The organism is Halomicronema hongdechloris C2206, from assembly GCF_002075285.3.
Lineage (GTDB): Bacteria > Cyanobacteriota > Cyanobacteriia > Phormidesmidales > Phormidesmidaceae > Halomicronema_B > Halomicronema_B hongdechloris.
Window position 1 is genome coordinate 2,543,549 of record NZ_CP021983.2, and the last position, 21,074, is coordinate 2,564,622.

Genomic DNA, 21,074 nt, shown 5'->3' on the forward strand with positions numbered 1-21,074 from the left:
CACCGTTGTCGAAGGGCGACCGAAATGCCCTATGCAAATTGATTGCAGCCATATCTGTCGCGGTGGCCGATAAAAAAGTCTCGAGTCTTGAGCCACTTTATGAAATCTTTGCCAGGATCAGGGGAAGACTGATCCCTAATGTGAAGTCCTCAGCGTCTCGGTCCCTATGTCTGACACGGTCATCCAGGTCGAAAATCTCGGCAAGAAATATATCATCGGTCATCAACAGGCAGGGGCCTATCAGTATACGGCGCTGCGGGATGTGATCAGTGATGGGGCTAAGGCGCTGCTGCAGCGGCTGCGGCATCCGGGAAAACCGGTCAATCCAGAGGTGCGGGAAGAGTTCTGGGCGCTGAAGGATGTGTCGTTTGAGGTAAAGCGCGGTGAAGTGGTCGGTATCATTGGCCGCAACGGCGCCGGGAAGTCGACCCTACTGAAGATTTTGAGCCGCATCACGGAACCCACCACGGGGCGGGTGCGGATTAAGGGACGGGTAGCCAGCCTGCTGGAGGTGGGTACCGGCTTCCACCCAGAACTCACCGGGCGAGAAAATATTTTTCTCAATGGTGCGATTCTCGGCATGAGCAAAACCGAGATCAATCGCAAGTTCGATGAAATTGTCGAATTTGCTGAGATCGCCAGGTTTTTAGATACGCCGGTGAAGCGATATTCGTCGGGGATGTATGTGCGCCTAGCGTTTGCGGTGGCCGCGCATCTAGAGCCGGAGATTTTAGTCGTGGATGAAGTGCTGGCTGTGGGAGATGCAGCATTTCAGAAAAAGTGTTTAGGGAAGATGGGAGATGTTGCCACAAGAGAAGGGAGAACGGTCTTATTCGTCAGTCATCAAATGGCTGCCGTAAAAAGTTTATGCTCTAGAGTTCTAGTTTTGGGATCTGGGCAGCTAAAAATTGATGACGACCCTCAATCAGGAATTAATTTTTATGTCAAAGACTTAGATATTTCTGCCAACCAGGATGCCATTTGTGAGTTAAGAAGAACTGGGAATGGCAGGATACAAATCGTGGATTTCTGGATCGAAAACCTGCACGGAGAGAAAGTCAGTACCGCTTTATCAGGCAGCGATATCATCTTAAAATTTAAATACGAAATAAAAACATCTGAGCCCTTAAGGAATATTTCCTTAGGATTCAGTATACATACCAGCCTAGGAGACTCGTTATCAATTTTATATAGTGATTATATGGGAGCATCATTTTCTGACTTGCCATCAAATGGACAAATCAGTTGCAAAATCAAGGATATACAGCTCTCAAAGGGAAGATATTACATAGGTGCTCGAATCCTAGTTAATGATATCGAGGCCGATTGGCCTCGAGGTTACATTGGATTCATCGATATAGAAGACGGTTATTTCTATTCCAAAGGGAGATCTCCTCACAGTGGAATAGGACCTATTTTAATTAGAGGAGAATGGAGTGCATTAGAACCAAAAGGACTCAAGTTTACTGATTCTGTCACATGAAAAACAGTTCTATTTTATCAAGAAAAGCCTTAAAGTATCTCCAAATACTGACGTCAGTTGTTCATCCAAGCGGATATTTTATATACCCCAAAAAATACTATGCTTATCATAAAATATCTTTTTCTCAGGAGGGTGAAGATCTGATTTTAGATAGAATATTTTATTCTCAAAAAAATGGATTCTACGTAGATGTAGGAGCGCATCATCCACAAAGATTCTCAAACACCTATTACTTTTACTTAAAGGGTTGGCATGGCATTAATATTGACGCTATGCCAGGTAGCATGGAGCTTTTCAAAAAGATAAGGCCAAGAGATATAAATATTGAGATTCCAATTTTTAGCAAGTCTCAAGTGTTGACATATTATCAATTTAATGAACCAGCTCTGAATGGCTTCTCTGAAGAAATATCCACTCAACGTAATAAACATGAAAAATATAAAATCATCTCCACAAAAAAACTAAAAACAGAAAGATTGTCTGTCGTTCTTGAGAAGAATATTTTAAATGAATCACAAGTGATTGACTTTATGAATATTGATGTTGAAGGTCTCGACTATGAAGTATTAAAATCTAATGACTGGAATAGATTCAGACCAAAAGTTTTATTAGTAGAAGATTTATCAAGTCAAAACATCAGGCAATTTGAAAACTCTAAGGTTTACAATTTTCTATTTAAGGAAGACTATAAAATATATGCAAACCTGGCAAAGACCTCTATTTTTTTAGACTCGAGAACTTAGTTAAATGGATCTTGACATACCTGTTGTTTTGCTAATATTTAATCGGCCTGAATTGACGAAGAAGGTTTTCAATATAGTAGCTAATGTGAAGCCAAGACAATTATTTATTGTGGCAGATGGACCACTTAAATCAGGAGACATTCGTCTTTGCGAAGAAGCTAGATGTATTGTGAACTTAATAAATTGGGATTGTGAGTTTAAGATTAACTTTTCTGACACCAATCTTGGCTGTTGTAGGCGGGTATCGAGTGGCTTAGATTGGGTATTCTCTCAAGTTGAAGAAGCGATCATACTAGAAGATGATTGTGTACCAGATCCCTCATTTTTCAGTTTCTGTCAATCACTTCTCAATTACTATCGCCACGATGAAAGAGTTTGGGTAATCAGTGGCAATAATTTCCAAAATGGGCAATGGAGAGGTGATGGTAGTTACTATTTCTCTCGATATAATCACTGTTGGGGTTGGGCAACCTGGAGACGAGCATGGCAAAATTTTCAACATGAGCTTGATAGTTGGCCAAAGCTAAAAGATTCAGGCTTATTAAAATCCGTACTGCTCGATCCTGTGGAATACAAATATTGGTCTAATATATTTGAACGTCTTTACTTAGAGAACAAACCAGATTCTTGGGCATATCGTTGGACATATTCATGTTGGATCAATAATGCTTTAAGTATTCTTCCCAATGTAAATCTTGTTAGCAATATTGGATTTGGTGAAAATTCGACTCACACAGCAGATCCGGATAGCCATCTAGCTAATATACCTGCCAAAGAGTTAAGAGGGATAATACATCCCCCTTTTCTAATTAGGGACGAAAAGGCAGATCAATATACTTTCGATCATACTTTTAATGGAATTGAGCTCAGAAGAAGCAATCGACTTTTCTTCCGCCTTCGAAGAAAAGTGTTAAATTTATTGTCTATCTGATTTTCTTATATATCACTTTCAATAGCTAATCATCAAAGCAAGAGCATATTCAAGTTAATATCCTATATCCGGTTAGTCTTTACTCTCGATATTAGAATTTTGGCGTTAAATACTAACCCTCCTTAGTATAAATTTAGACCTAGGCTGCTTAAATGATCGAAACATCATCTTTTCATACGCAAAGAAATCAGCTTGAATATTTGAACATAGGGTGTGGTCATCGCTTTCATCACGCCTGGCAAAATATTGATTTTATCTCGAGTAATGACAAAGTAAGTCCCTGTGATTTGAGAGATGGAATACCATTTAGAGATTCATTCTTTCAAGTCGTTTATCATTCTCATCTATTAGAGCATTTTTCTAAGGAAAGTGCTCTTCGCCTGACAAAAGAATGTTTTCGAGTCATAAAGCCTAGAGGTATTATCAGGATTGTTGTTCCGGATCTAGAGGCAATTGTCAATGGCTATCTTTTTGCATTAGATCAAGTATTATCTGGTAACCTATCATGGGATTCAAACTATGAGTGGATGCTTCTTGAATTGTTTGACCAGATGATACGAAATTCACCTGGCGGTGGCATCAAGTCTTACTTTCAACGTAAAGATATACCTAATGAAAATTTTGTGGTTGAGCGAATGGGAAGTGAGATAAAAAATATTGCTGAAGAACAAAAGAAAGTATACCTACATAAGAACATGCAAAATCAAAGAATTTGTAGTCCCAAAAAGATTTTACGGTTAGTTCATAGATTTTTCCGATATCCTATCTATAGAAGAGAGTATTTATTAAAACTTATTTTAGGCCAGGATTATAAGTTTTTGGAAATTGGTAGATTTCGTCAAAGCGGTGAAATCCATCAATGGATGTATGACAGATATTCACTTCGAAAACTCTTGAATAACTGTGGATTCATTGGCATAGTTCAGCGCACTGCTAAAGAGAGCTACATTCCTAATTGGGAAAGCTTTAACTTAGACACGGAGCCTGATGGAAGCACATATAAACCATATTCCTTATTTATGGAAGCTATTAAGCCTGGCTTGTAAAAATTATATGTTGGCCACCATGAAAATCTTACATATTAATAAGTCTGATATTAAAGGAGGAGGAGCAATTGCAGGATATCGATTACACCAATCTCTACTTCGGAAGAGCACTATTTCAACCTTATTAGTTGATGAAATAAACATTGATGCCAATAATATTAGCCTAATCAACAGGCGGCGCTATGTTGAGATGATTAGTAGCCGTTTATTCTGGTACCTAGGATTAAATTATATCAATATAACTAGTACTAGTCAAATCACTGATCATTCCCTTTACACCCAGGCTGATATTCTAAATTTTCATAACCTTCATGGCAGTTACTTTAATTATTTAGCGATTCCAAAGTTGACGGCTAAAAAACCTGCTGTTTATACACTTCATGACATGTGGGGCTTTACCGGTCACTGTGCCTATAGCTTCGATTGCCAACGCTGGAAAATAGGGTGTGGTAACTGCCCTTACCTCGACACCTATCCCTCAATTGCCCGTGACAATACTCACATTGAGTGGAAACTAAAACAATGGGTCCACAACCGCTCTAACCTCACCATTGTGACTCCGAGTCAGTGGCTTGCTAACTTGGTTCAAAAGAGCTTACTCAGTCGGTTTTCCATACATCATATCCCTCATGGTTTAGATATTAATTGTTACCGACCACTCGAGCCGCAAATTTGTCGTCAAGCACTTAATCTCCCTGACCACAAAACTGTGATATTACTTGTTGCTCAGAATCTAAGAGATCCACGAAAAGGTTCAGATCTGCTGATAGAAGCATTAAAATATCTCCCAAGCTCTCTAACCCAAGATTTAGTACTTTTAGTAGTAGGTGAGGGAGGTGAAATATTCGAAGAGATCACGGATATTCAAACGTTGTCCTTAGGCTATATCGGCGGTGATCGTCTTAAAGCACTTGCCTATTCTGCTGCCGATATTTTTATTTTCCCAACTCGCGCTGATATTTTTGGTTTAGTCCTTCTAGAAAGTATGGCCTGTGGCACTCCTATGGTTTCCTTCGATGTCGGGGGTGTTCCTGAATTGGTACGTCCTGGCCAAACCGGGCTCTTAGCTCGTCCTGAAGATCCCAAGGATCTCGCCGCTAAGATCGTCAAACTGCTTGAAGATGATGACCTGCGTCAGCGGATGGCGAAAACCTGTCGCGACGTCGCCGTGGCCGAATATTCCATCGAACTGCAAGCCGATCGCTACATTGCCCTCTACCGCCAAGTCATCGACGAGTTCCACAATCGTCATACTAAATTCCACTAATTCGCTGACTTAATATAGACAAGATATTCAACTGCCTAAGCTATCTTTGGAGACATACCTGTAAGCTCACCTTTGGGTAACCACTCTTCAGTAGGTCTCAATAACTTTGGTAACAAGTAGTTGGAATTAATTAACTATTCATCTGCAGTTTTAAGGACAGCTGCATACAATTGACTGCTTACCCGGAATTTAGCTCTCTCAATTAATTGATCCATCATAACTTTAACTGATGGGATAAGACCGTTACCTTTAGCTTGCAATAAAACACCTAACAATCCCGTGATACTGAGTCCATAATTTTCAGCTAATACTCTACCACGACGCTCATCCATCAACAGTAAGTCTGCTTTGAGTTCCAGTGCCAGCGCAATCGCCTCAGCTTCACCCAAATCAATGTCATTTTGCCCCCTTTGCAGATCAATCACACTTTGAGTATTGGCAACCGTTTGAGCTTGAATCCAAGATAAGGATTGTACTGCGACTGCACCAGGTACAGCTGGATTCACAGATACCATTTCGTTGTAAACAGCTACTGGAATGATAACCGTCTCATAAAGTTGGTGTAACAGATCTAACTGACCAATGGCAGCGAGATTAGTAATAGGTGAAGTATCACTGACAACGATCACAGCAGGTCTAATGACTGTAAAGTTTTAATGTCTGACTGAAAATCTTCTTCATCATAGTTAATACACAGTCCTCGTTTTGCCAATTCGTCCTGAAATTGAAGAACCGTCAATCCAGTCCATGCACGGACCTTACCGCTACTAATTTTCTGTTGTTTATACAACATGATGGCGATTTCTAGCTTCAATTCATCCTCAGTCATTTTGGTTGCTTCGAGGATATTATCAGGGATGACAACGCTCATGGTTTCTGTTATGGGAGATTGGGCTATCCTGATCTAAGGATAAATGATCTTAGGTTGTAGCAGCGGCCGCTGATAACACCACCATTCGCCTCGATCTCGACAATGAGCCCCAGCCCGATGCCTTGCTGCGCATTGAGGATGCCTGCGGTGGGCAGTCTCGTGTCAGTGATGATGACTATGTCGAGGAGGCTCCGGAGCTAATCGTTTGAGGATATCGTCTCGGATGTAGTCAGCAATGTGCATAGGCAGGCAGTAAAAATTTTAGCTGGCTTTTTGGTGTTGGCGTTGTTGCAGAAATTCAGCGAAATCGCGCACTTCTGCGACTAGGTCGGCGGGTAGAGTACTCAGAATTTCTAAAACCCTGGCACGAATGATTTCTTGCTCTAGTTGGATATCTGAGCTTTCAAGGGTGAGGACTGCGGTAGATTCGCCAATAGTGTCAATGAACTCGACTTCAAAGCCCTGACCATCGGCATAGCAGTGAACCACAGCACCTTGAGTGTTTTTTGAAAGTCCGTGATCGGGTATGTCGTGGGTGAGGGTAACAACATCTAGCTCTCTAATCACGATGAACCTCTGAATTGGGCTTAAAGGGGCGAGCAGTAATAAAACGAGGGGAATCTGTTCCAATGTCAATGATCCAGACTGTCAGAATAGTGACGGTGCGATCGCTGGGAGTATGCAAATCACCGATGATGACATACTTGGTACCGTGAACTGCGTCTTCACCGAGCCAAAACTCGTCGGGCAGCGGATCGTCAAAATCATTGGCTATCCAATATGGGTCATCTTTGTGAAGCCCAGGAATGCGTGCTCTGGGAGCAGGTTAGGGCGTTTTTTGGTGCAGGAAGGCGGTGAAGTCTAGGACTTCTTGCTGTTGGGCAGGGGTGAGGGCGCGAACTTGCTCTAGTAGGGCTTGCTCTATGGTGGCCTGCTTCATACTCATGGAATCCTCCTAGAGTGAGGGCTTCGACTCAATTATGGGACAAGTTCAGGGCTATGGATTTGCCATGGCTTCATCTTTGTGATTTTAGACATGGCCGGGAGTAGCCTGCCGCGCAGCTAACCCTCTTTACTCGGCTAGGGCTGCCATCGACCTGAAAGCCTTGTAAGTCAAGCCTCTAGGCGCTCCTTAAAGCCCCAGACCTAGAATATCTTTCACAAGGTTTACTAAAAATCACAAATTCCTCACACGAGAGTTTGGTTCATGCGTACTATTATTTTGACAGATGCTGAGTCTATAGTATCCGCCATCAGGGAAAATGCTCTATCTGCGTTACTTACGCTTACGACGGCTCTTCTTGAGTTTCTCTGGCGGGGTTTCGTAGAGCCTACGATCTATATGACAAGAAAAACGCCTAAGTAGCTGGGCTGGATCAAACTTAGAATGAGCGACTGAGGCGTAACCCTTGATCAGAGGGAGTTTGACGCTTTGTGAAGAGGATACAGTGTTTTACAGATAATTGCGTTCTCCTACTTATCGCCGCAACGGAGTGCAGGAATATATTGTCTGGCAGGTCGCTGACCGCACCGTGAATTGGTTCAGCCTGCAGGGCGGGCGATATGTACTCCTGACGCCAGATGCCACTGGCATCCTAGAAAGTCGCATCTTTCCAGGATTGCGGCTGAACAGCACAGCGCTGATTGACGGCAACTTGGCTGATGCGATCGCTGATGTGCAGGCAGCCATGGCAACCGTTGCCCATCAGGAGTTTGTGCATTACCTGGCCCAGTAACGATCCCCGACCTGATCGCCATTGTCTCTGATCAGGGCATCCTGGTAGTGTTGCCCCGGACCAAACCATGGCTGACTCGAGTACTGAAGCCGTCTATATCATCATTCCGGTCCACAACCGCAAGACCACGACACTCACATGCCTGCAACATCTGCAGCAACAGGGCGATCTAGAGAGATTTCAAGTGGTGGTTGTCGATGATGGCTCAACCGATGGCACTAGCGAAGTCATTCATCTGCAGTATCCTCAGGTGCATCTGCTTCAAGGAGATGGCCATCTCTGGTGGGCCGGAGCGACCAAGCTGGGTATGGAATATGCCTATGGGCAGGGGGCGGAGTATTTTGTGTGGTTGAACGACGATACGCTGCCAGAAAGCGGAACCCTCCAGAAGCTATTAGTGTTCTGTGCGGCTCATCTTCAAACCATTGCCGCCAGTCAGTGCTATTGGGGTGGTGTGTTTACCTATGGGGGGCAAGTACGGCGTCGCCTAAAACAAATCCCCCACTATGCGGCACCAGGAGACATCAGTCATTGCGACGCCTTGGATGGCAATCTAGTCTGCATACCACGCGCTGTCGTCGATGATATTGGCTATCCGCTGAGTCAACAAATCCCCCACTACGGCAGCGACAATATGTATACTTGGTTGGCTAAGCAAACAGGCTATGAGCTATCTCTTCTAGGAGATGCCATATCACAATGTCCCCGCGATCACCAATGGGTCAGTTGGCTGATAAGTCAAGAGCCCATTTGGCAACATTGGCAGGGGATGCTTTCCCCTAAGACAAACACTTATATCGTCGGCCATTGGCATTTTTGTATCCGTTACTGGGGTATTCCTGGTGTTATTCCTTTCCTAACACCCTATCTGCGATTATTTGTGATTACAGTTCTACGCTGTTTCCTCCCTCGCCGATTGCTTTGGCTCCTCAAGTGCCAATTTGGTGGCGCAGAAAAGTCTGATCTACGCAATACGTCATTCCGGGAAAGCGCAGCGCGATCCGGAATCCAGGGAAGTCATAATGCCACCTATCAAGATGCTATGGCTGGATCCCCGCAGCAGCGAGAATGACGAATATGAGGCATTCCTTAGGCCGATTAGCCGGGTTTTATACAAATGAGTGATCCACCTTTAGTATCCATCCTCATTAACAACTACAACTATGGGGAGTTTTTGCCTCAGGCGATTGATAGTGCCCTTCAGCAAAGCTATCCTAATCTAGAAGTAATCGTTGTAGATGATGGATCCCAGGATGACTCTGCAGCTGTCATCAAGAACTATCAAGGAAACATAATCACCGTCCTTAAGCAAAATGGCGGACAAGCGTCTGCCTTTAATGCCGGTTTTGCCGCCAGCAGCGGAGAGATTGTTTGTTTTCTAGACGCTGATGACTTTTTCCTGCCTGAGAAGGTCGAAACTATTATCCACTGGTTTCACAAGTTTCCAAACATCGGTTGGATATTTCACGAACTCGACTATGTAGATCGAGACAGCAACCTATTATCTGTGAATAGAAAGATTGCAGATTTTGAATGTCAGCGGATTGATTTACGTCACATTCTCAGAGAGAGTGGCAAGATTCCATATTCAATTCCCTGCGCCACTTGTGGATTATGCTTGCGACGGGACGTACTGGATCAAATCTTACCAATGCCGGAATCCCGCTCGGTAACGATTAGTGATAACTACATTAAACTTTCAGCCTTAGCCCTTTCACCAGGAATTATTTTGAGCCAGCGATTAGCCGCACAACGAATTCATGATAGAAACATATATACATTCCGTCCAGATGCCACTAAATTGTCTGCAGAGATCAGCCTAAAAACTGGGTATTACCTGCGTGAAAGGTTCCCTGAAATAGAAAAATTTACCGACAAGCTCTTTGCTAAGGGATTAGGAACGATGATAGGTGCAATCGGCCTTAAGGGAGCTTTATCATTACCTGAAACCAATCGATACCTAAAGCGATTTTCAACCTGGCAATCTCTGCTTCGAGTTATTCTGTCGCGAACCGTGTTCTATACCTTAAAGAGTAGTATGAAGAAAAATGATCCAAAGCCAGGACGATAACCAGCCGACCAACGTCCTTATATACCGGGACTTGCTGTTGCCCTATTCAGAAACGTTTATCAAGAACCAAGTAATTTCTTTGACAAAATATCGAGGGATCTACGCCGGAACCCTAACTAATAAAAGTCATCCTGACCTGCTTGAAGCTGAGCAGGTGATATCACTCGATCGTATTGTTCAATTTTCCTTGCCTTGGCGACTTCTATTTAAGTTTTTTGGCATGGTTCACCCTGATTGGATTAGAGCTATTCGGCAACAGTCGCCAGTTCTTCTTCATGCCCATTTTGGTCCTGATGCTGTTTGGGCAATGCCCTTGGCTCGACAATTAAAGTTGCCACTGCTAATCACCTTTCACGGCTACGATGCCACTCTTTCAGAGGGGTTATCTGCATTCACGAATAGGCTATATGGTCTTTACCTGAAACGTCGTAACAGTCTATTTAACCAAGCTCAAGGAGTGATCGCTGTCTCGAAATTTGTCCAAAGCCAGCTAGAAGCCAAGGGATGTCCACCTGACAAAATATATCAGCACTATATCGGTATCGATACAGCCTATTTTTGTCCAGATCGCCAACAGCAAAGAAGCCCGATTATTTTGTTTGTAGGTCGCCTAGTGGAGAAAAAAGGCTGTTTCCCGCTCATCCAGGCTATAGCTCGAGTTCAGCAGGTGACCCCTGATATTGAGTTAATTTTGATTGGTGATGGGTCCTTGCGTTCTGCCTTGGAGACAGAGGCTACCGCTCACCTGAAGCGCTATCAGTTTCTCGGTCAGCAGCCGCCGTCGACAGTGCGTGACTGGATGAATCGAGCCAAGGTATTGTGTGTTCCTAGTCAGCAAGCAGCTTCTGGCGATACAGAAGGGTTAGGCATGGTCTTTCTGGAAGCTCAAGCCATGGGATTACCAGTTGTGAGCTGCCGGTCTGGGGGGATTCCAGAGGCCGTAGTTCATGGGGAAACAGGGTTTTTGGTACCAGAGGGAGATGTTAACGGCTTAGCCCAGCATATTGTGCGGCTGGTAGAGGATGCTCCTCTCTGGCAGCGGCTGAGCCATCAAGGTCGAGCCTGGGTTTGCGATCGCTTCGATCTTCAGACTCAAACTCGCAAGCTGGAAGCCATTTATGATACTGTCCTCGCCGAACATCAACGAAAGAGGTTAGGGTCGCGATGCTAGAGAAGCCTATCCATACTCCGGTTGCCCTAATTATCTTCAATCGGCCCGAACTCACCCAAAAAGCCTTAGAGGCGATTGCCCTGGTTCAGCCGCCTGTCCTTTATGTGATTGCCGATGGACCTCGGACCGGTCATCCAAGTGATGCTGCCGCCTGCAAGCAAACCCGTGCCCTGGTTGATCAGATTCCGTGGGATTGTCAAGTGATTAAGATCTATGCCGACAACAATCTAGGTTGTCGAGAACGAGTTTCTAGTGGACTAGATTGGGTCTTTAATCATACAGAGACTGCCATTGTCTTAGAAGACGATTGCATTGCCGATCCCACCTTCTTTCACTTCTGTGAGCAGCTTCTCGAGCGATACCGTGATGACACTCGCGTCATGGCCATCTCAGGTGACAACTTTCAGCGTAGTCGTCAACCTCGAACTCCCTATAGTTACTACTTCTCTCGTTATCCCCACTGCTGGGGATGGGCGACATGGCGACGAGCCTGGCAGTGCTACGACAACACTATGGCCCTATGGCCTAATATTCGAGACGGCTGCTGGTTGTATGACCTCCTGGAAAGCCGATTTGAGGTTGCTTACTGGCGTCGAGTTTTCCAAAAGGTTTATGACAATCAAATCAACAGTTGGGCCTTTCGTTGGACATTTGCCTGTTGGCTTCATTCTGGATTAGCCATTCTGCCCCGTGTCAACCTGGTCAGCAATATCGGGTTTTCATCGTACAGTACTCACACTCGCAACCGCAGTAGCCCCTTTGCGGCTCTACCCGTTGCCGCTATGCCCTTTCCGCTGAAGCATCCTCCCTTTATGATTCGAGATGTCCAAGCTGACCGGTTTACCTACCAAACCATGTATAGCCCCTTAGTTCGAGCTCGAGCCAAACTTAGACAGTGGTTACCTTGATTAAGATGCCGTGGATAGTCAAAGTGCTCGTATTAGCGGAAGCAAAGAGTCTTCGATCCTCTGCCCTATCTGTCAGAGTCGGCGGCAACGGGAGTTGTATCCCACCCATGGAGGGCAGTTAGTTCGGTGCTGTGATTGCCAGGTCGTCCTGTTTACTCCTCGCCCTAGCCAAGCTGAACTAGACCGGTACTACAATGCCCAGTCTTATTACGAGCACTATCAATCCAGCCCCATGGGGCAGGCGGTCTTTGCTCAGCATCGCTATCAGCAACTCTGCCGGGTGCTGCGGCGCTATGCTCCCTATTTACTCACGCAGCAGCCCCGCGTAATGCTGGATGTTGGCTGTGGCACGGGACAGCTGTTAGCGGTTGCCGCAACCCAGGGCTGGCAGATTCAGGGTATAGATTTATCTGCAGCTGCTGTTAAGCAGGCCCAAGAACAATTAGGCCCTGTGGTGCAGCGAGGGACGATTGCGGAGATCGCTTCATCACCTAATATCTATGATTTGATCACCTCATATCACGTGATCGAACATTTGCTCGATCCAGTTCTCTTACTCAGGCACATTTATAAAGTGCTGCGCCCTGGCGGAGCCGTTTTTATAGAAACTCCCAACATCGATAGTCTAGGAGCTCGGCTACGGGGTAACCGCTGGTCCCATATCATCCCCCCTGAGCACATTACCTATTTCAATCCCACCTCGTTGCAACGGGCTTTGCAGCAGGCAGGCTTTCAAACCATTCAGACTCTGACGATTCGTCCCCAGGTGATCGAAAGCCTGGCTCACATTCCTCTATTCCTGAAGGGCATCGCTAGCCTTGCCTATACCGTCGCTCCATGGATGAACCTGGGAGCGTCATTGCAAGCGATCGCACTGAAACCTAGTTGTCATGGCTAGCCTATGAGACTGCTCTACACGCTCACCAGCTATCGACCAGCTCTGGGCGGCGCCCAAATTCACACTCACCTACTGGCCCAACACCTGGCCGAGCACCATGCTGTGCAAGCAGTCTGCCATTGGGATCATAACCGCAGCGATTGGCTCTTGGGCACTACCCTGAGACAACCACCTGCCCGCGACTATGAGATCGACACCATTTCTGTCCATCGACTCGGCTTCAGCTGGACAGAAAAGCTGCGCATGGCCATCTGGTTGCCCCTCTATTACCCTCTGATGCAAGTAGCCTTGCCTCCCATTGCTGGTGAGGTGGCCCGCCATCTGCACCCCTTGGCCCAATCCGCCGATCTCATCCACAATGTGCGCATTGGCCGCGAGGGGCTGAGCTATGCCTCCTGGCAAACCGCCTGTCAGTACGATATTCCCTTTGTGTTTACCCCCGTCCATCATCCCCGTTGGGTAGGGTGGCGTTATCGCGCCTACATTGAGCTTTACCGCCGCGCCGATGCGGTCATTGCCCTCACCCCCAGTGAAAAAAGTACCCTCATCGACCTGGGGGTGGCCCCAGATCACATTCATGTCACCGGCATTGGTCCGGTGCTGGCAGAGCAAGCCGATGCTCAGCGGTTTCGCCGCCAGTATGGATTGGAGGCTCCCATGGTGCTGTTTCTGGGCCAGCATTATCCCTACAAGGGCTTCCGCCAGCTGCTAGAGGCGGCTCCCCTGGTCTGGCAGCACCACAGCGATACTCAATTTGTCTTCATCGGCCCGCCGGTTAAGGACTCTGACCAGGTGTTTCTCGCCTATACCGACTCCCGCATCCATCACCTGGGGCCGGTGGATCTGCAGGCGAAGACTGATGCTCTGGCAGCTTGTGATCTGCTCTGTGTGCCCTCTAGCCAGGAGAGCTTCGGCGGCGTCTTTACCGAGGCCTGGAGCCTGGGCAAGCCAGTGGTTGGGGGCCGCATCCCGGCAGTGGCGGATGTGGTGTATGAGGGGACGGATGGGTTTTTAGTGGCCCAAGATCCCGATCAAATTGCTGAGAGGATCTGTTATCTGCTGGCCTATCCGGAGCGGGCTCAGGCTATGGGCCAGGCGGGCCAGGCTAAGGTGCAGCAGCACTATACTTGGCCAACCTTGGCCCAGAAAACGGAGCAGGTTTATCGGGCGGTACTGGGTATTTAGGGGCAGGCCTAGAATAGAACTATTCCCTCCGGTTATATCAGATGCAATCTCAGGAGCAACTACAACGGCGGCTAAGCGCAGCTTTCGACGAGCGACAGGCTGCTGTGCTGGCTGAGGTTGTAACCGAAGCCTACTCAGAGCTGGTGAAGACCCATGATTTCAATGAACTGAAAGAGATCGTGCGTGAGTTGGCTCAGGCGCAAACTCGCACTGAACAGCAGGTTGATACTCTAGCCCTGCGCATGGATGAGTTGGCTCAGGCGCAAACCCGCACTGAACAGCAGGTTGATACTCTAGCCCTGCGCATGGATGAGTTGGCTCAGGCGCAAACCCGCACCGAACAACGGGTAGATACTCTGGCAGTGCGTATGGATGAACTGGCCCAGGCTCAGACTCGTACTGAAGAGGCTGTACGCGAACTGGCAGAGGGGCAGCGGGATTTGCGACGGCAGTTGGGGGGCCTGGCTATGACGGTGGGCTATCGCTTAGAAGATGATGCCTATAAGGCTCTGCCTGCTCTAATGGAACGGGACCATGGGGTGCGGGTACAGGGACGGCTGAAGCGTGGATACCTTAACGATGCCCAGGGTCGCTCTCTGGAGGTGAATATTCTAGGGAACGCCATCTGGGAGGGAGAACCAGCCACCATCATCGGCGAAAGTAAGAGTCAGCTATCGGCTCCAGAAATCGAGCGGTTCATCCGGCGGCGATTACAACCTTTACAGCAGGTGCTTCCTAGGGTGTTTCCGGTACTGGTGACCCATATGGTGTCGGGACCGGAGGTCGATGACTATGCGCGGCAGCGGGGTATTGCTCTCTATTATTCCTACGACTTTTGAGATTTGGCTTCTGGTGTCTTTGCTGACTTTGAAGGAATATCCCCTCTGTTGAGGTGAGGATGTCAGTTGGTGGCAATAGATCACGGTAAGACCACACTGAATCGTGTAGCTCGGGTTGCTTCGCCCGGGGAATTTCGCTTTCCCCGGACCCCTACGACCAGGGCAAACCGCTTGTGGTGAGCCTGTCGAGCCACCGCCCTGGACCTGCGGAAGGGGATGTCGATCGGTCGTTATGGATCGCGTTGCATCGGCAAGGTAGCCGGTTTTCTGCATTGGCGCGGCAACCGCGCCCCTACCCTGTCCCCTTACCCTCTATCCGCTATCGGCCTACTCGCCCGCCCATCCACCGTTTCGACTCCGTTGCTCCTTAACCCCTCCGGGGTCGCTTCGCGAGCGGAGCCGCTGACGCGCTTGGCAAAGCCTGGCTGCAAGCCATACACGGCAAGCCCATCCACCGTTCGACAGGAGCCAAAACATTCACTCACTCAAAACTCAGCCCTCCAGTCAGGCTCCGCCTTGCTTGAATGCCGTTAGGCTATACACCCCATCACCCCTACCCTTCGGGAAGCCGCTACGCGTCTACACCCCATCACCCCATCCACTCACCAATGAGGATCGATCTACAATCACCCTATTGAGAACGAGTCAGACACCATGAGGGCTTTACCAGCCAGAGACATTCTCGGGGTGCGGGTGGATGGCACCAGCTATGGGGATGCTTGCGATCGCATCTGGGCCTGGACCGAGAGCGGCACCCCGGCCTATGTGGTGGCGGCTAATGTGCACGTGATCATGACGGCCTACTGGAACCGGGCTTTTCGCCGGGTGCTGCGACGAGCGGCCCTGGTGACTCCCGATGGCATGCCTTTGGTGCTGGGGCTACGCTGGCTGGGCTTGACCGGCCAAGGGCGGGTCTATGGGCCTGATCTGATGCTGGCCTGGTGTCAGCGGGCAGCCCGAGCAGGCCTACCCATCTATCTCTATGGCGGCAGCGAGGCGACTCTGGCCCAGTTGCGGGTAAACCTCAGCGACTGGTTTCCTGACTTAAAGATTGCCGGTAGCCATGCTCCCCCTTTCCGGTCTCTGACCCCTGCAGAAGACATTGTCGACCGGCAACGGATTCAGGCCTCTGGAGCTAAGGTAGTGCTGGTAGGCCTGGGTTGCCCCAAGCAAGAACATTGGATGGCGCGCCAGGTTTCCCACCTGCCGCTGGTGATGATCGGGGTGGGGGCGGCTTTTAGTTTTCACAGTGGCACGGTGGCCCAGGCCCCCCGCTGGATGATGGGCTGCAGCCTGGAATGGCTCTATCGCCTGGGTCGAGAACCGCGACGGCTGTGGCGGCGCTATTTGATCAACAATCCGGCCTTCATGCTGCTGTTTGGCCTACAGCTGCTGCGGCAGCGCCTAGGGTTGGCTTCCTCCCAGCCGTGACAGGTTTTGGCCCAGAGTGTGGCATCCTAACCCTGCGGCTCCCCCCGATTCCCATGCCCCATCGTGATATTCGTGCCCCCCGCACCCCCCAACTGAAACAGATCTGGACTTGGCGCTGGCAACGGGTGCTACTGCTAGTGCTGAGCGATATTCTCGCCCTGACGGTGGCCTGGCGTATTGCCCACTTTCTCAACCAGTTTTTCTCCCCCATTCCCGATCAGTTGGTCTGGTGGGTCTGGCTGGATCTGCCCAGCCTGTTCTGGATTTTTGTGCCCGTCACCCTGGCGGTATTCGCCCAGTATGGCCTCTACGGTCCCCTCACCCAGGTGAAAAACTACGTGCGGGCGGCGCAGCTGATTACGGCCATCTACCTGCTGTCGTTGGTGCTGGTCTACTTTTATGATCCGAAGTTAGACCCACCCCGGTCGCTGTTTTTCTCGGCCTGGGGCAGCAGCGTGGCCCTGGTGATGCTGGCCCGGTTGCTGGTCACCCTGGTGTTGCGGCCCATCGAGCAACGGTGGGTGCAGGGGCGGCTATTTTTAATCGCCTCGGCCCGCCGCCTGAAGCTACTCTCCGATACCTTGCAGCAACGCTCCTCTATGACTGTAGTGGGGTCGGCCCTGGCCACCACCGCCAATAGCCCCATCACCCTGCAGGCCATTCTCAAGTCGGGGGCGCAATTGGTGCTGGCTGAAGATCTTCCTGATGCTACCCTGGCCTCTAGCCTCTACTGGCAGCTGCGCCGGGCCGGCATTGCCCTGCGACTGGTGCCCTCTAGTCGGGAAATGCTCTATCGTCGCGGCGTGCCGGAGATCTTCGCCGGTATTCCTACCCTGCGCTTAGACGCGCCCCTGGTGGATGGCTTAGATTACCGCCTCAAGCGCACCCTGGACTATGTGGGGGCGGCTCTGGGGATGTTGGTACTGGCGCCGTTATTGTTGGGGGCTGCGATCGCAATTCGCCTCGATTCCCCTGGCCCCATCTTCTTTCGCCAGGAACGTATCGGCCTCCATGGCAAGGTGTTCCCGATGTGGAAGTTTCGCACCATGGCCGCCGACGCCGCCCGGCAGCAGATCACCCTGGAAACCCAAAACCAAAGTCAGGACGGCATCCTGTTCAAACTCAAGAGCGACCCCCGCATCACCCGAGTGGGCCAGTTTCTGCGCCGCACCAGCCTGGATGAACTGCCCCAACTCTTCAACGTACTCTGGGGCCAGATGAGCCTGGTTGGTCCTCGCCCCCTACCGCTGCGAGACGTGGCCCACTTCGACGCTGGCCACCACGTGCGCCACCAAGTCTTGCCCGGCATCACCGGCCTCTGGCAGATCTCCGGCCGCTCCGACATCGGCAGCTTCGACGATGCCGCCCGCCTCGACCTCCACTACATCGACAACTGGTCCCTCAACCTGGATCTCGATATCTTGATGGAGACCTTGAAGATTGTGCTACTCGGTAAAGGAGCGTATTAGGAGTGGGGGAGTAATGGAGTGGGGAGTAATGGAGTGGGGGAGTGGGGGAGTTTTGAATTTTGAATTGCAGCATAACTGCGAGAACTCAACACTCAAAACTAAGACCTTAAAACTCCATCACCCCTAAGCCCTTCGGGCAGGCTCCGCCTACACCCCATCACCCACCCCTCAATCACCCCTTCCGTCCTCCCCTCCCATGCCTCTCCTCCTCTATCTCGCCCTGATTACCTCCTGGATCTTCGCCTGGATGCCGCTGAGCTACTACCCGCATGGTCAGTTGGCCCTGGATCGCGATCTGGCAGGGGGGCACGCTGCTGTTGGGGCTGGCCACGATCGGGCAATTACGGCGGTTTCAGCGGCCCTGGCGGGGGCTGGGCTATGGCTTCGATGGGTTGGTGCTAGCGACGGCTCTGGGATTGACCCTGGCGACGGTAGTAGCCCCCTTTCCCACCGTGGCTGCCTGGACCCTGACCCAGGGGCTGGGCTATGGGCTGCTGCTCTACGTGGCCCGCAATGCCCTGAGTCAGCCTCGTTTTTCTTCCACAGTACTCTGGTGGGGCCTAGCTGGGATGGCGGTTGGGGTGGCGGTGATCAGTCTCAGCTATTGGCGACCGGATGCGGCCATGTGGCAGCAGGGCAATTTTTGCAACGCCATTCGCAACCTCTATCCCCTGGGCCATCACAATTTTGTCGGCGGCTATTTCGCCTTAACGCTGCCCTTGGCAGTGGCCTTGGCGTTGGCCCAGTCAGGCTGGCGGCGCTGGCTGGGGTTAGGGCTGGCCCTGGTGGTCGCCCTGGCCCTCTATGTCAGTGGCTCCCGGGGGGCGGCCCTGGGCTTAGTGGTGTGGCTGCTGGTGACTCTGGTCAGCGTCGTTGGGCGTCGTCAAGGCAAGCAGCGTTGGCGCTTGGGCCTGCTGGGGCTGGTGTTGCTGCTGCTGGTGACGGCGGCCATGGCTACCAATCCCCGGGTGCGGGATCTTATGCAGGGATTGGCCTTGGACCCGGATGAACCAGTGGCGGTGGCGGTCAGTGATGGTCCGGCTCGCGATCGCATCTTCATGCTGGGCACCGCCGCCAACATCCTGCGGGATCGGCCTCTGCTGGGGATAGGCCCCGGCAACATGGGCCGAGTGTCTAACCGCTATCGCCCCATCGAGGCCGGGGCCGGGTTGGACCATGTGCAGCAACTACACAATACGCCAGCTCAATTGGCCGGTGAACTGGGGCTGGTGGGCATCGGCCTCTATTTGGCCTGGTGGGTCTTGGTGGGACGACTCTGCTGGCGGCTCCATCGCGCCCCCTTGACGCCCCCTGACCGGACCCTGCTCTATGGCATCGGCGGCAGTTATCTGGCCTACGGCGTCTCCAGCCTCACCGATTACCAGCTGGAAAACATTCCCATCGCCGTCACCCTCAGCCTCAGTCTGGTCATGCTGCTGGGCTTAGCCGATACCTATCTGGTGAAAGACACCGCGGCCATGAGTTGGCCCCAACGGAGTCGACGCTGGACCAGCCTCGGGGTGCTGGCCCTAGTAGCCCTGGCCATCCGTCTCTGGCTCCCCTTCGATCTCTCCCTGGCTTTGGGCCAAAGCGCCATCAGCCAATTGCAACAGCAAAACCTGGTCACCGCCGATAGTCGCTGGCAGAAGGCCACTCGCCTGGCCCCCTGGGATCCCACCTTCGGGGCCCTGGCGGGGGAAGAACTGCTGCAGGTAGAGTCCTGGGCCGACAGCGACAGCAACCAGCAGGTGATTCGCCAGGCCGTCTACGACTATTTTCATCAGGCCCAGGCGGCGGCTCCCAATGATGTCTGGTTCAACCAGAACCTGGCCGTGCTCTACTACCAGGACGGCGACTGGCAGCAGGCGGAGCACTATGGCCGCCGCGCCGCCCAGCTATTACCCCGCAATCAGAGTTTCATCTATGCCCTGCTGGGACTGATTTATCTGGCCCAGGAGAGCCCGGACCAAGCCGTGGCCGCCTTGGCCATCGAAGCCCTGGTGCATCCCGATTTTTTGACCTATCCCGCCTGGCAGCAGCCCCCCCTCGCCGCCGTCTATCCCCAGGTGGTTGAAGCCACTCTAGGCCACTACGATACCCTATTAGTCGACGTCTCGCCTGCCACTCCCGGCTATGACAGGCTACAGACCAACGTCCAGGCCCTGCGCTGGTGGTTAGGGCGGCCTATACCGTCTGCTGACCAATCGAAGAGGACCTCTACAGTCGCCCTCCACCAAAATGGGCGTGGCTTGCTTCTCGAAGAGTGGGGGAGACCCGAAGCAGCTTTCCATCTCCCCTTCTCCCCTCGTGGGAGAAGGGGCTGGGGGATGAGGGAAAGACCCAACCAGCAAGGAGGTCATAACTTGTGTGCACTGAGTAGTGAGGGGGAAGCAGCGGCATCCCTTTCCCACTCCCCTGCTCCCCTTGTGGGAGTAAGGGCTGGGGGAAGAGGGGTAGCCACCGGCCACAAGCAATCCACAGCAACGGAAAGTTCGTTTATCAAGTCCTCCGTCCTCCGCCCTCCGCCCTCCGCCCTCTTACGGACCTTGATGCTGGCGGAACCCGACCCCGAGCAAGCCCTAGACGTCCTCAATCAAGCCATCGCTGCAGGCGACGGCTCCCCCTCCCTGCAATTACTGCGGGCCTGGCTTGCCCCTGAGGTCTACCTAGACGACTACCTGGCCGCCACCGACCTCTCCGATCAAGAACGTCAGGTGTTGCAGGGTCACATGCTAGAAGAACGTAATCTGCGCGACTGGATGCGATCGCTGACTCAGGCCGTAACGGCTCGTTATCGTGGTTCCCTGGCCTTCTCCTACCGCAACCGCGCCGCCAACCAGATCAGCCTGATTCTGCAACCAACCGAGCTAGAAACCTATACCCTGGTAGAGCAGTTGGGGCTATTCCGAGACTGGCCGCGAGAATTTCCCGCCCTCGACTATCAAATCGAGCGCCTCTGTATCCAGGCCTTGAATCTGCCCCATCCCACCTGCCAAGACCGCACTGCAGCGCCCTGTGGTTAAGC

The 21,074-nt window shown here is 50.8% G+C and carries 21 protein-coding genes and 1 pseudogene; 17 read left to right on the top strand and 5 right to left on the bottom strand.

Annotated elements, in window-relative coordinates; genetic code table 11:
* Positions 1-166: 166 nt before the first annotated feature.
* The 5 genes from XM38_RS11415 (at position 167) to XM38_RS11435 (ending at position 5,470) form a co-directional block, all read left to right on the top strand.
* Positions 167-1,483 (top strand): ABC transporter ATP-binding protein, encoded by a 1,317-nt coding sequence (locus XM38_RS11415; RefSeq protein ID WP_080813008.1) that lies wholly within the window; start codon positions 167-169, stop codon positions 1,481-1,483.
* Positions 1,480-2,226: an FkbM family methyltransferase gene (locus XM38_RS11420; RefSeq protein WP_080813010.1), complete on the top strand. Its 747-nt coding sequence runs from the start codon at positions 1,480-1,482 to the stop codon at positions 2,224-2,226. The genes XM38_RS11415 and XM38_RS11420 overlap by 4 nt, the downstream gene beginning before the upstream one ends.
* Positions 2,227-2,230: 4 nt before the next feature.
* Positions 2,231-3,157, top strand: coding sequence for a hemolytic protein HlpA-like protein (locus XM38_RS11425; protein WP_080813012.1), 927 nt, complete (start codon positions 2,231-2,233; stop codon positions 3,155-3,157).
* A 152-nt stretch (positions 3,158-3,309) separates the two neighbouring features.
* The gene (locus XM38_RS11430; RefSeq protein WP_080813016.1) at positions 3,310-4,203 is read left to right on the top strand and encodes a class I SAM-dependent methyltransferase; all 894 of its coding nucleotides are present in this window, start codon (positions 3,310-3,312) and stop codon (positions 4,201-4,203) included.
* Positions 4,145-5,470 (top strand): glycosyltransferase family 4 protein, encoded by a 1,326-nt coding sequence (locus XM38_RS11435; RefSeq protein WP_306441498.1) that lies wholly within the window; start codon positions 4,145-4,147, stop codon positions 5,468-5,470. The genes XM38_RS11430 and XM38_RS11435 overlap by 59 nt, the downstream gene beginning before the upstream one ends.
* Before the next feature lie 134 nt (positions 5,471-5,604).
* Here the strand turns inward: XM38_RS11435 and XM38_RS11440 are convergent, their stop codons facing one another.
* Together XM38_RS11440 and XM38_RS11445 are read right to left on the bottom strand one after the other, a co-directional pair.
* A complete protein-coding gene (locus tag XM38_RS11440; protein ID WP_088429881.1) occupies positions 5,605-6,099 on the bottom strand; it encodes a PIN domain-containing protein in 495 nt (164 codons plus the stop codon).
* A complete protein-coding gene (locus XM38_RS11445) occupies positions 6,096-6,341 on the bottom strand; it encodes a UPF0175 family protein (RefSeq protein WP_080813021.1) in 246 nt (81 codons plus the stop codon). The genes XM38_RS11440 and XM38_RS11445 overlap by 4 nt, the downstream gene beginning before the upstream one ends.
* A 68-nt stretch (positions 6,342-6,409) precedes the next feature.
* Between XM38_RS11445 and XM38_RS28915 the strand changes: the two are divergent.
* Positions 6,410-6,547: pseudogene (locus XM38_RS28915) on the top strand (Uma2 family endonuclease); the annotation flags it as partial.
* Positions 6,548-6,602: 55 nt separating this feature from the next.
* Here the strand turns inward: XM38_RS28915 and XM38_RS11455 are convergent.
* Genes XM38_RS11455 through XM38_RS11460 form a run of 3 tightly spaced genes read right to left on the bottom strand, consistent with a single transcriptional unit; the run spans position 6,603 to position 7,287 of the window.
* Positions 6,603-6,908 carry a DUF4926 domain-containing protein gene (locus tag XM38_RS11455; RefSeq protein WP_080813022.1) on the bottom strand — a complete coding sequence of 102 codons (306 nt, stop codon included), beginning with the start codon at positions 6,906-6,908 and terminating at the stop codon, positions 6,603-6,605.
* Complete coding sequence (locus XM38_RS28920; protein WP_391540809.1) at positions 6,901-7,149, bottom strand: DUF6883 domain-containing protein; 249 nt, start codon at positions 7,147-7,149, stop codon at positions 6,901-6,903. Before XM38_RS28920 ends, XM38_RS11455 begins: the two co-directional genes overlap by 8 nt.
* Before the next feature lie 18 nt (positions 7,150-7,167).
* Positions 7,168-7,287, bottom strand: coding sequence for a DUF2281 domain-containing protein (locus tag XM38_RS11460; RefSeq protein ID WP_137455084.1), 120 nt, complete (start codon positions 7,285-7,287; stop codon positions 7,168-7,170).
* 517 nt (positions 7,288-7,804) lie between these two features.
* Here XM38_RS11460 and XM38_RS11465 point away from each other — a divergent pair.
* From XM38_RS11465 to XM38_RS11515, 11 genes are all read left to right on the top strand, one after another.
* On the top strand, positions 7,805-8,077 hold the full coding sequence (locus tag XM38_RS11465; protein ID WP_080813025.1) for a Uma2 family endonuclease: 273 nt from the start codon (positions 7,805-7,807) through the stop codon (positions 8,075-8,077).
* A 67-nt stretch (positions 8,078-8,144) separates the two neighbouring features.
* Complete coding sequence (locus XM38_RS11470; protein ID WP_080813027.1) at positions 8,145-9,149, top strand: glycosyltransferase family 2 protein; 1,005 nt, start codon at positions 8,145-8,147, stop codon at positions 9,147-9,149.
* A gap of 45 nt (positions 9,150-9,194) precedes the next feature.
* Entirely contained in the window at positions 9,195-10,148 is a 954-nt protein-coding gene (locus XM38_RS11475) for a glycosyltransferase family 2 protein (RefSeq protein WP_080813029.1), read from the top strand.
* Entirely contained in the window at positions 10,126-11,319 is a 1,194-nt protein-coding gene (locus XM38_RS11480; RefSeq protein WP_080813032.1) for a glycosyltransferase, read from the top strand. The genes XM38_RS11475 and XM38_RS11480 overlap by 23 nt, the downstream gene beginning before the upstream one ends.
* Positions 11,313-12,227, top strand: coding sequence for a hemolytic protein HlpA-like protein (locus tag XM38_RS11485; protein WP_080813036.1), 915 nt, complete (start codon positions 11,313-11,315; stop codon positions 12,225-12,227). The genes XM38_RS11480 and XM38_RS11485 overlap by 7 nt, the downstream gene beginning before the upstream one ends.
* 10 nt (positions 12,228-12,237) lie before the next feature.
* The gene (locus XM38_RS11490) at positions 12,238-13,125 is read left to right on the top strand and encodes a class I SAM-dependent methyltransferase (RefSeq protein ID WP_080813039.1); all 888 of its coding nucleotides are present in this window, start codon (positions 12,238-12,240) and stop codon (positions 13,123-13,125) included.
* Positions 13,126-13,128: 3 nt separating this feature from the next.
* A complete protein-coding gene (locus XM38_RS11495) occupies positions 13,129-14,310 on the top strand; it encodes a glycosyltransferase family 4 protein (RefSeq protein WP_088429883.1) in 1,182 nt (393 codons plus the stop codon).
* Positions 14,311-14,351: 41 nt separating this feature from the next.
* The gene (locus tag XM38_RS11500) at positions 14,352-15,149 is read left to right on the top strand and encodes a hypothetical protein (RefSeq protein WP_080813043.1); all 798 of its coding nucleotides are present in this window, start codon (positions 14,352-14,354) and stop codon (positions 15,147-15,149) included.
* Between the two features lie 654 nt (positions 15,150-15,803).
* Positions 15,804-16,580 carry a WecB/TagA/CpsF family glycosyltransferase gene (locus tag XM38_RS11505; protein ID WP_080813045.1) on the top strand — a complete coding sequence of 259 codons (777 nt, stop codon included), beginning with the start codon at positions 15,804-15,806 and terminating at the stop codon, positions 16,578-16,580.
* A 53-nt stretch (positions 16,581-16,633) separates the two neighbouring features.
* The gene (locus tag XM38_RS11510) at positions 16,634-18,049 is read left to right on the top strand and encodes a sugar transferase (RefSeq protein WP_088431649.1); all 1,416 of its coding nucleotides are present in this window, start codon (positions 16,634-16,636) and stop codon (positions 18,047-18,049) included.
* A 269-nt stretch (positions 18,050-18,318) separates the two neighbouring features.
* Positions 18,319-21,072: an O-antigen ligase family protein gene (locus XM38_RS11515; protein ID WP_088429885.1), complete on the top strand. Its 2,754-nt coding sequence runs from the start codon at positions 18,319-18,321 to the stop codon at positions 21,070-21,072.
* Positions 21,073-21,074 lie beyond the last annotated feature (2 nt).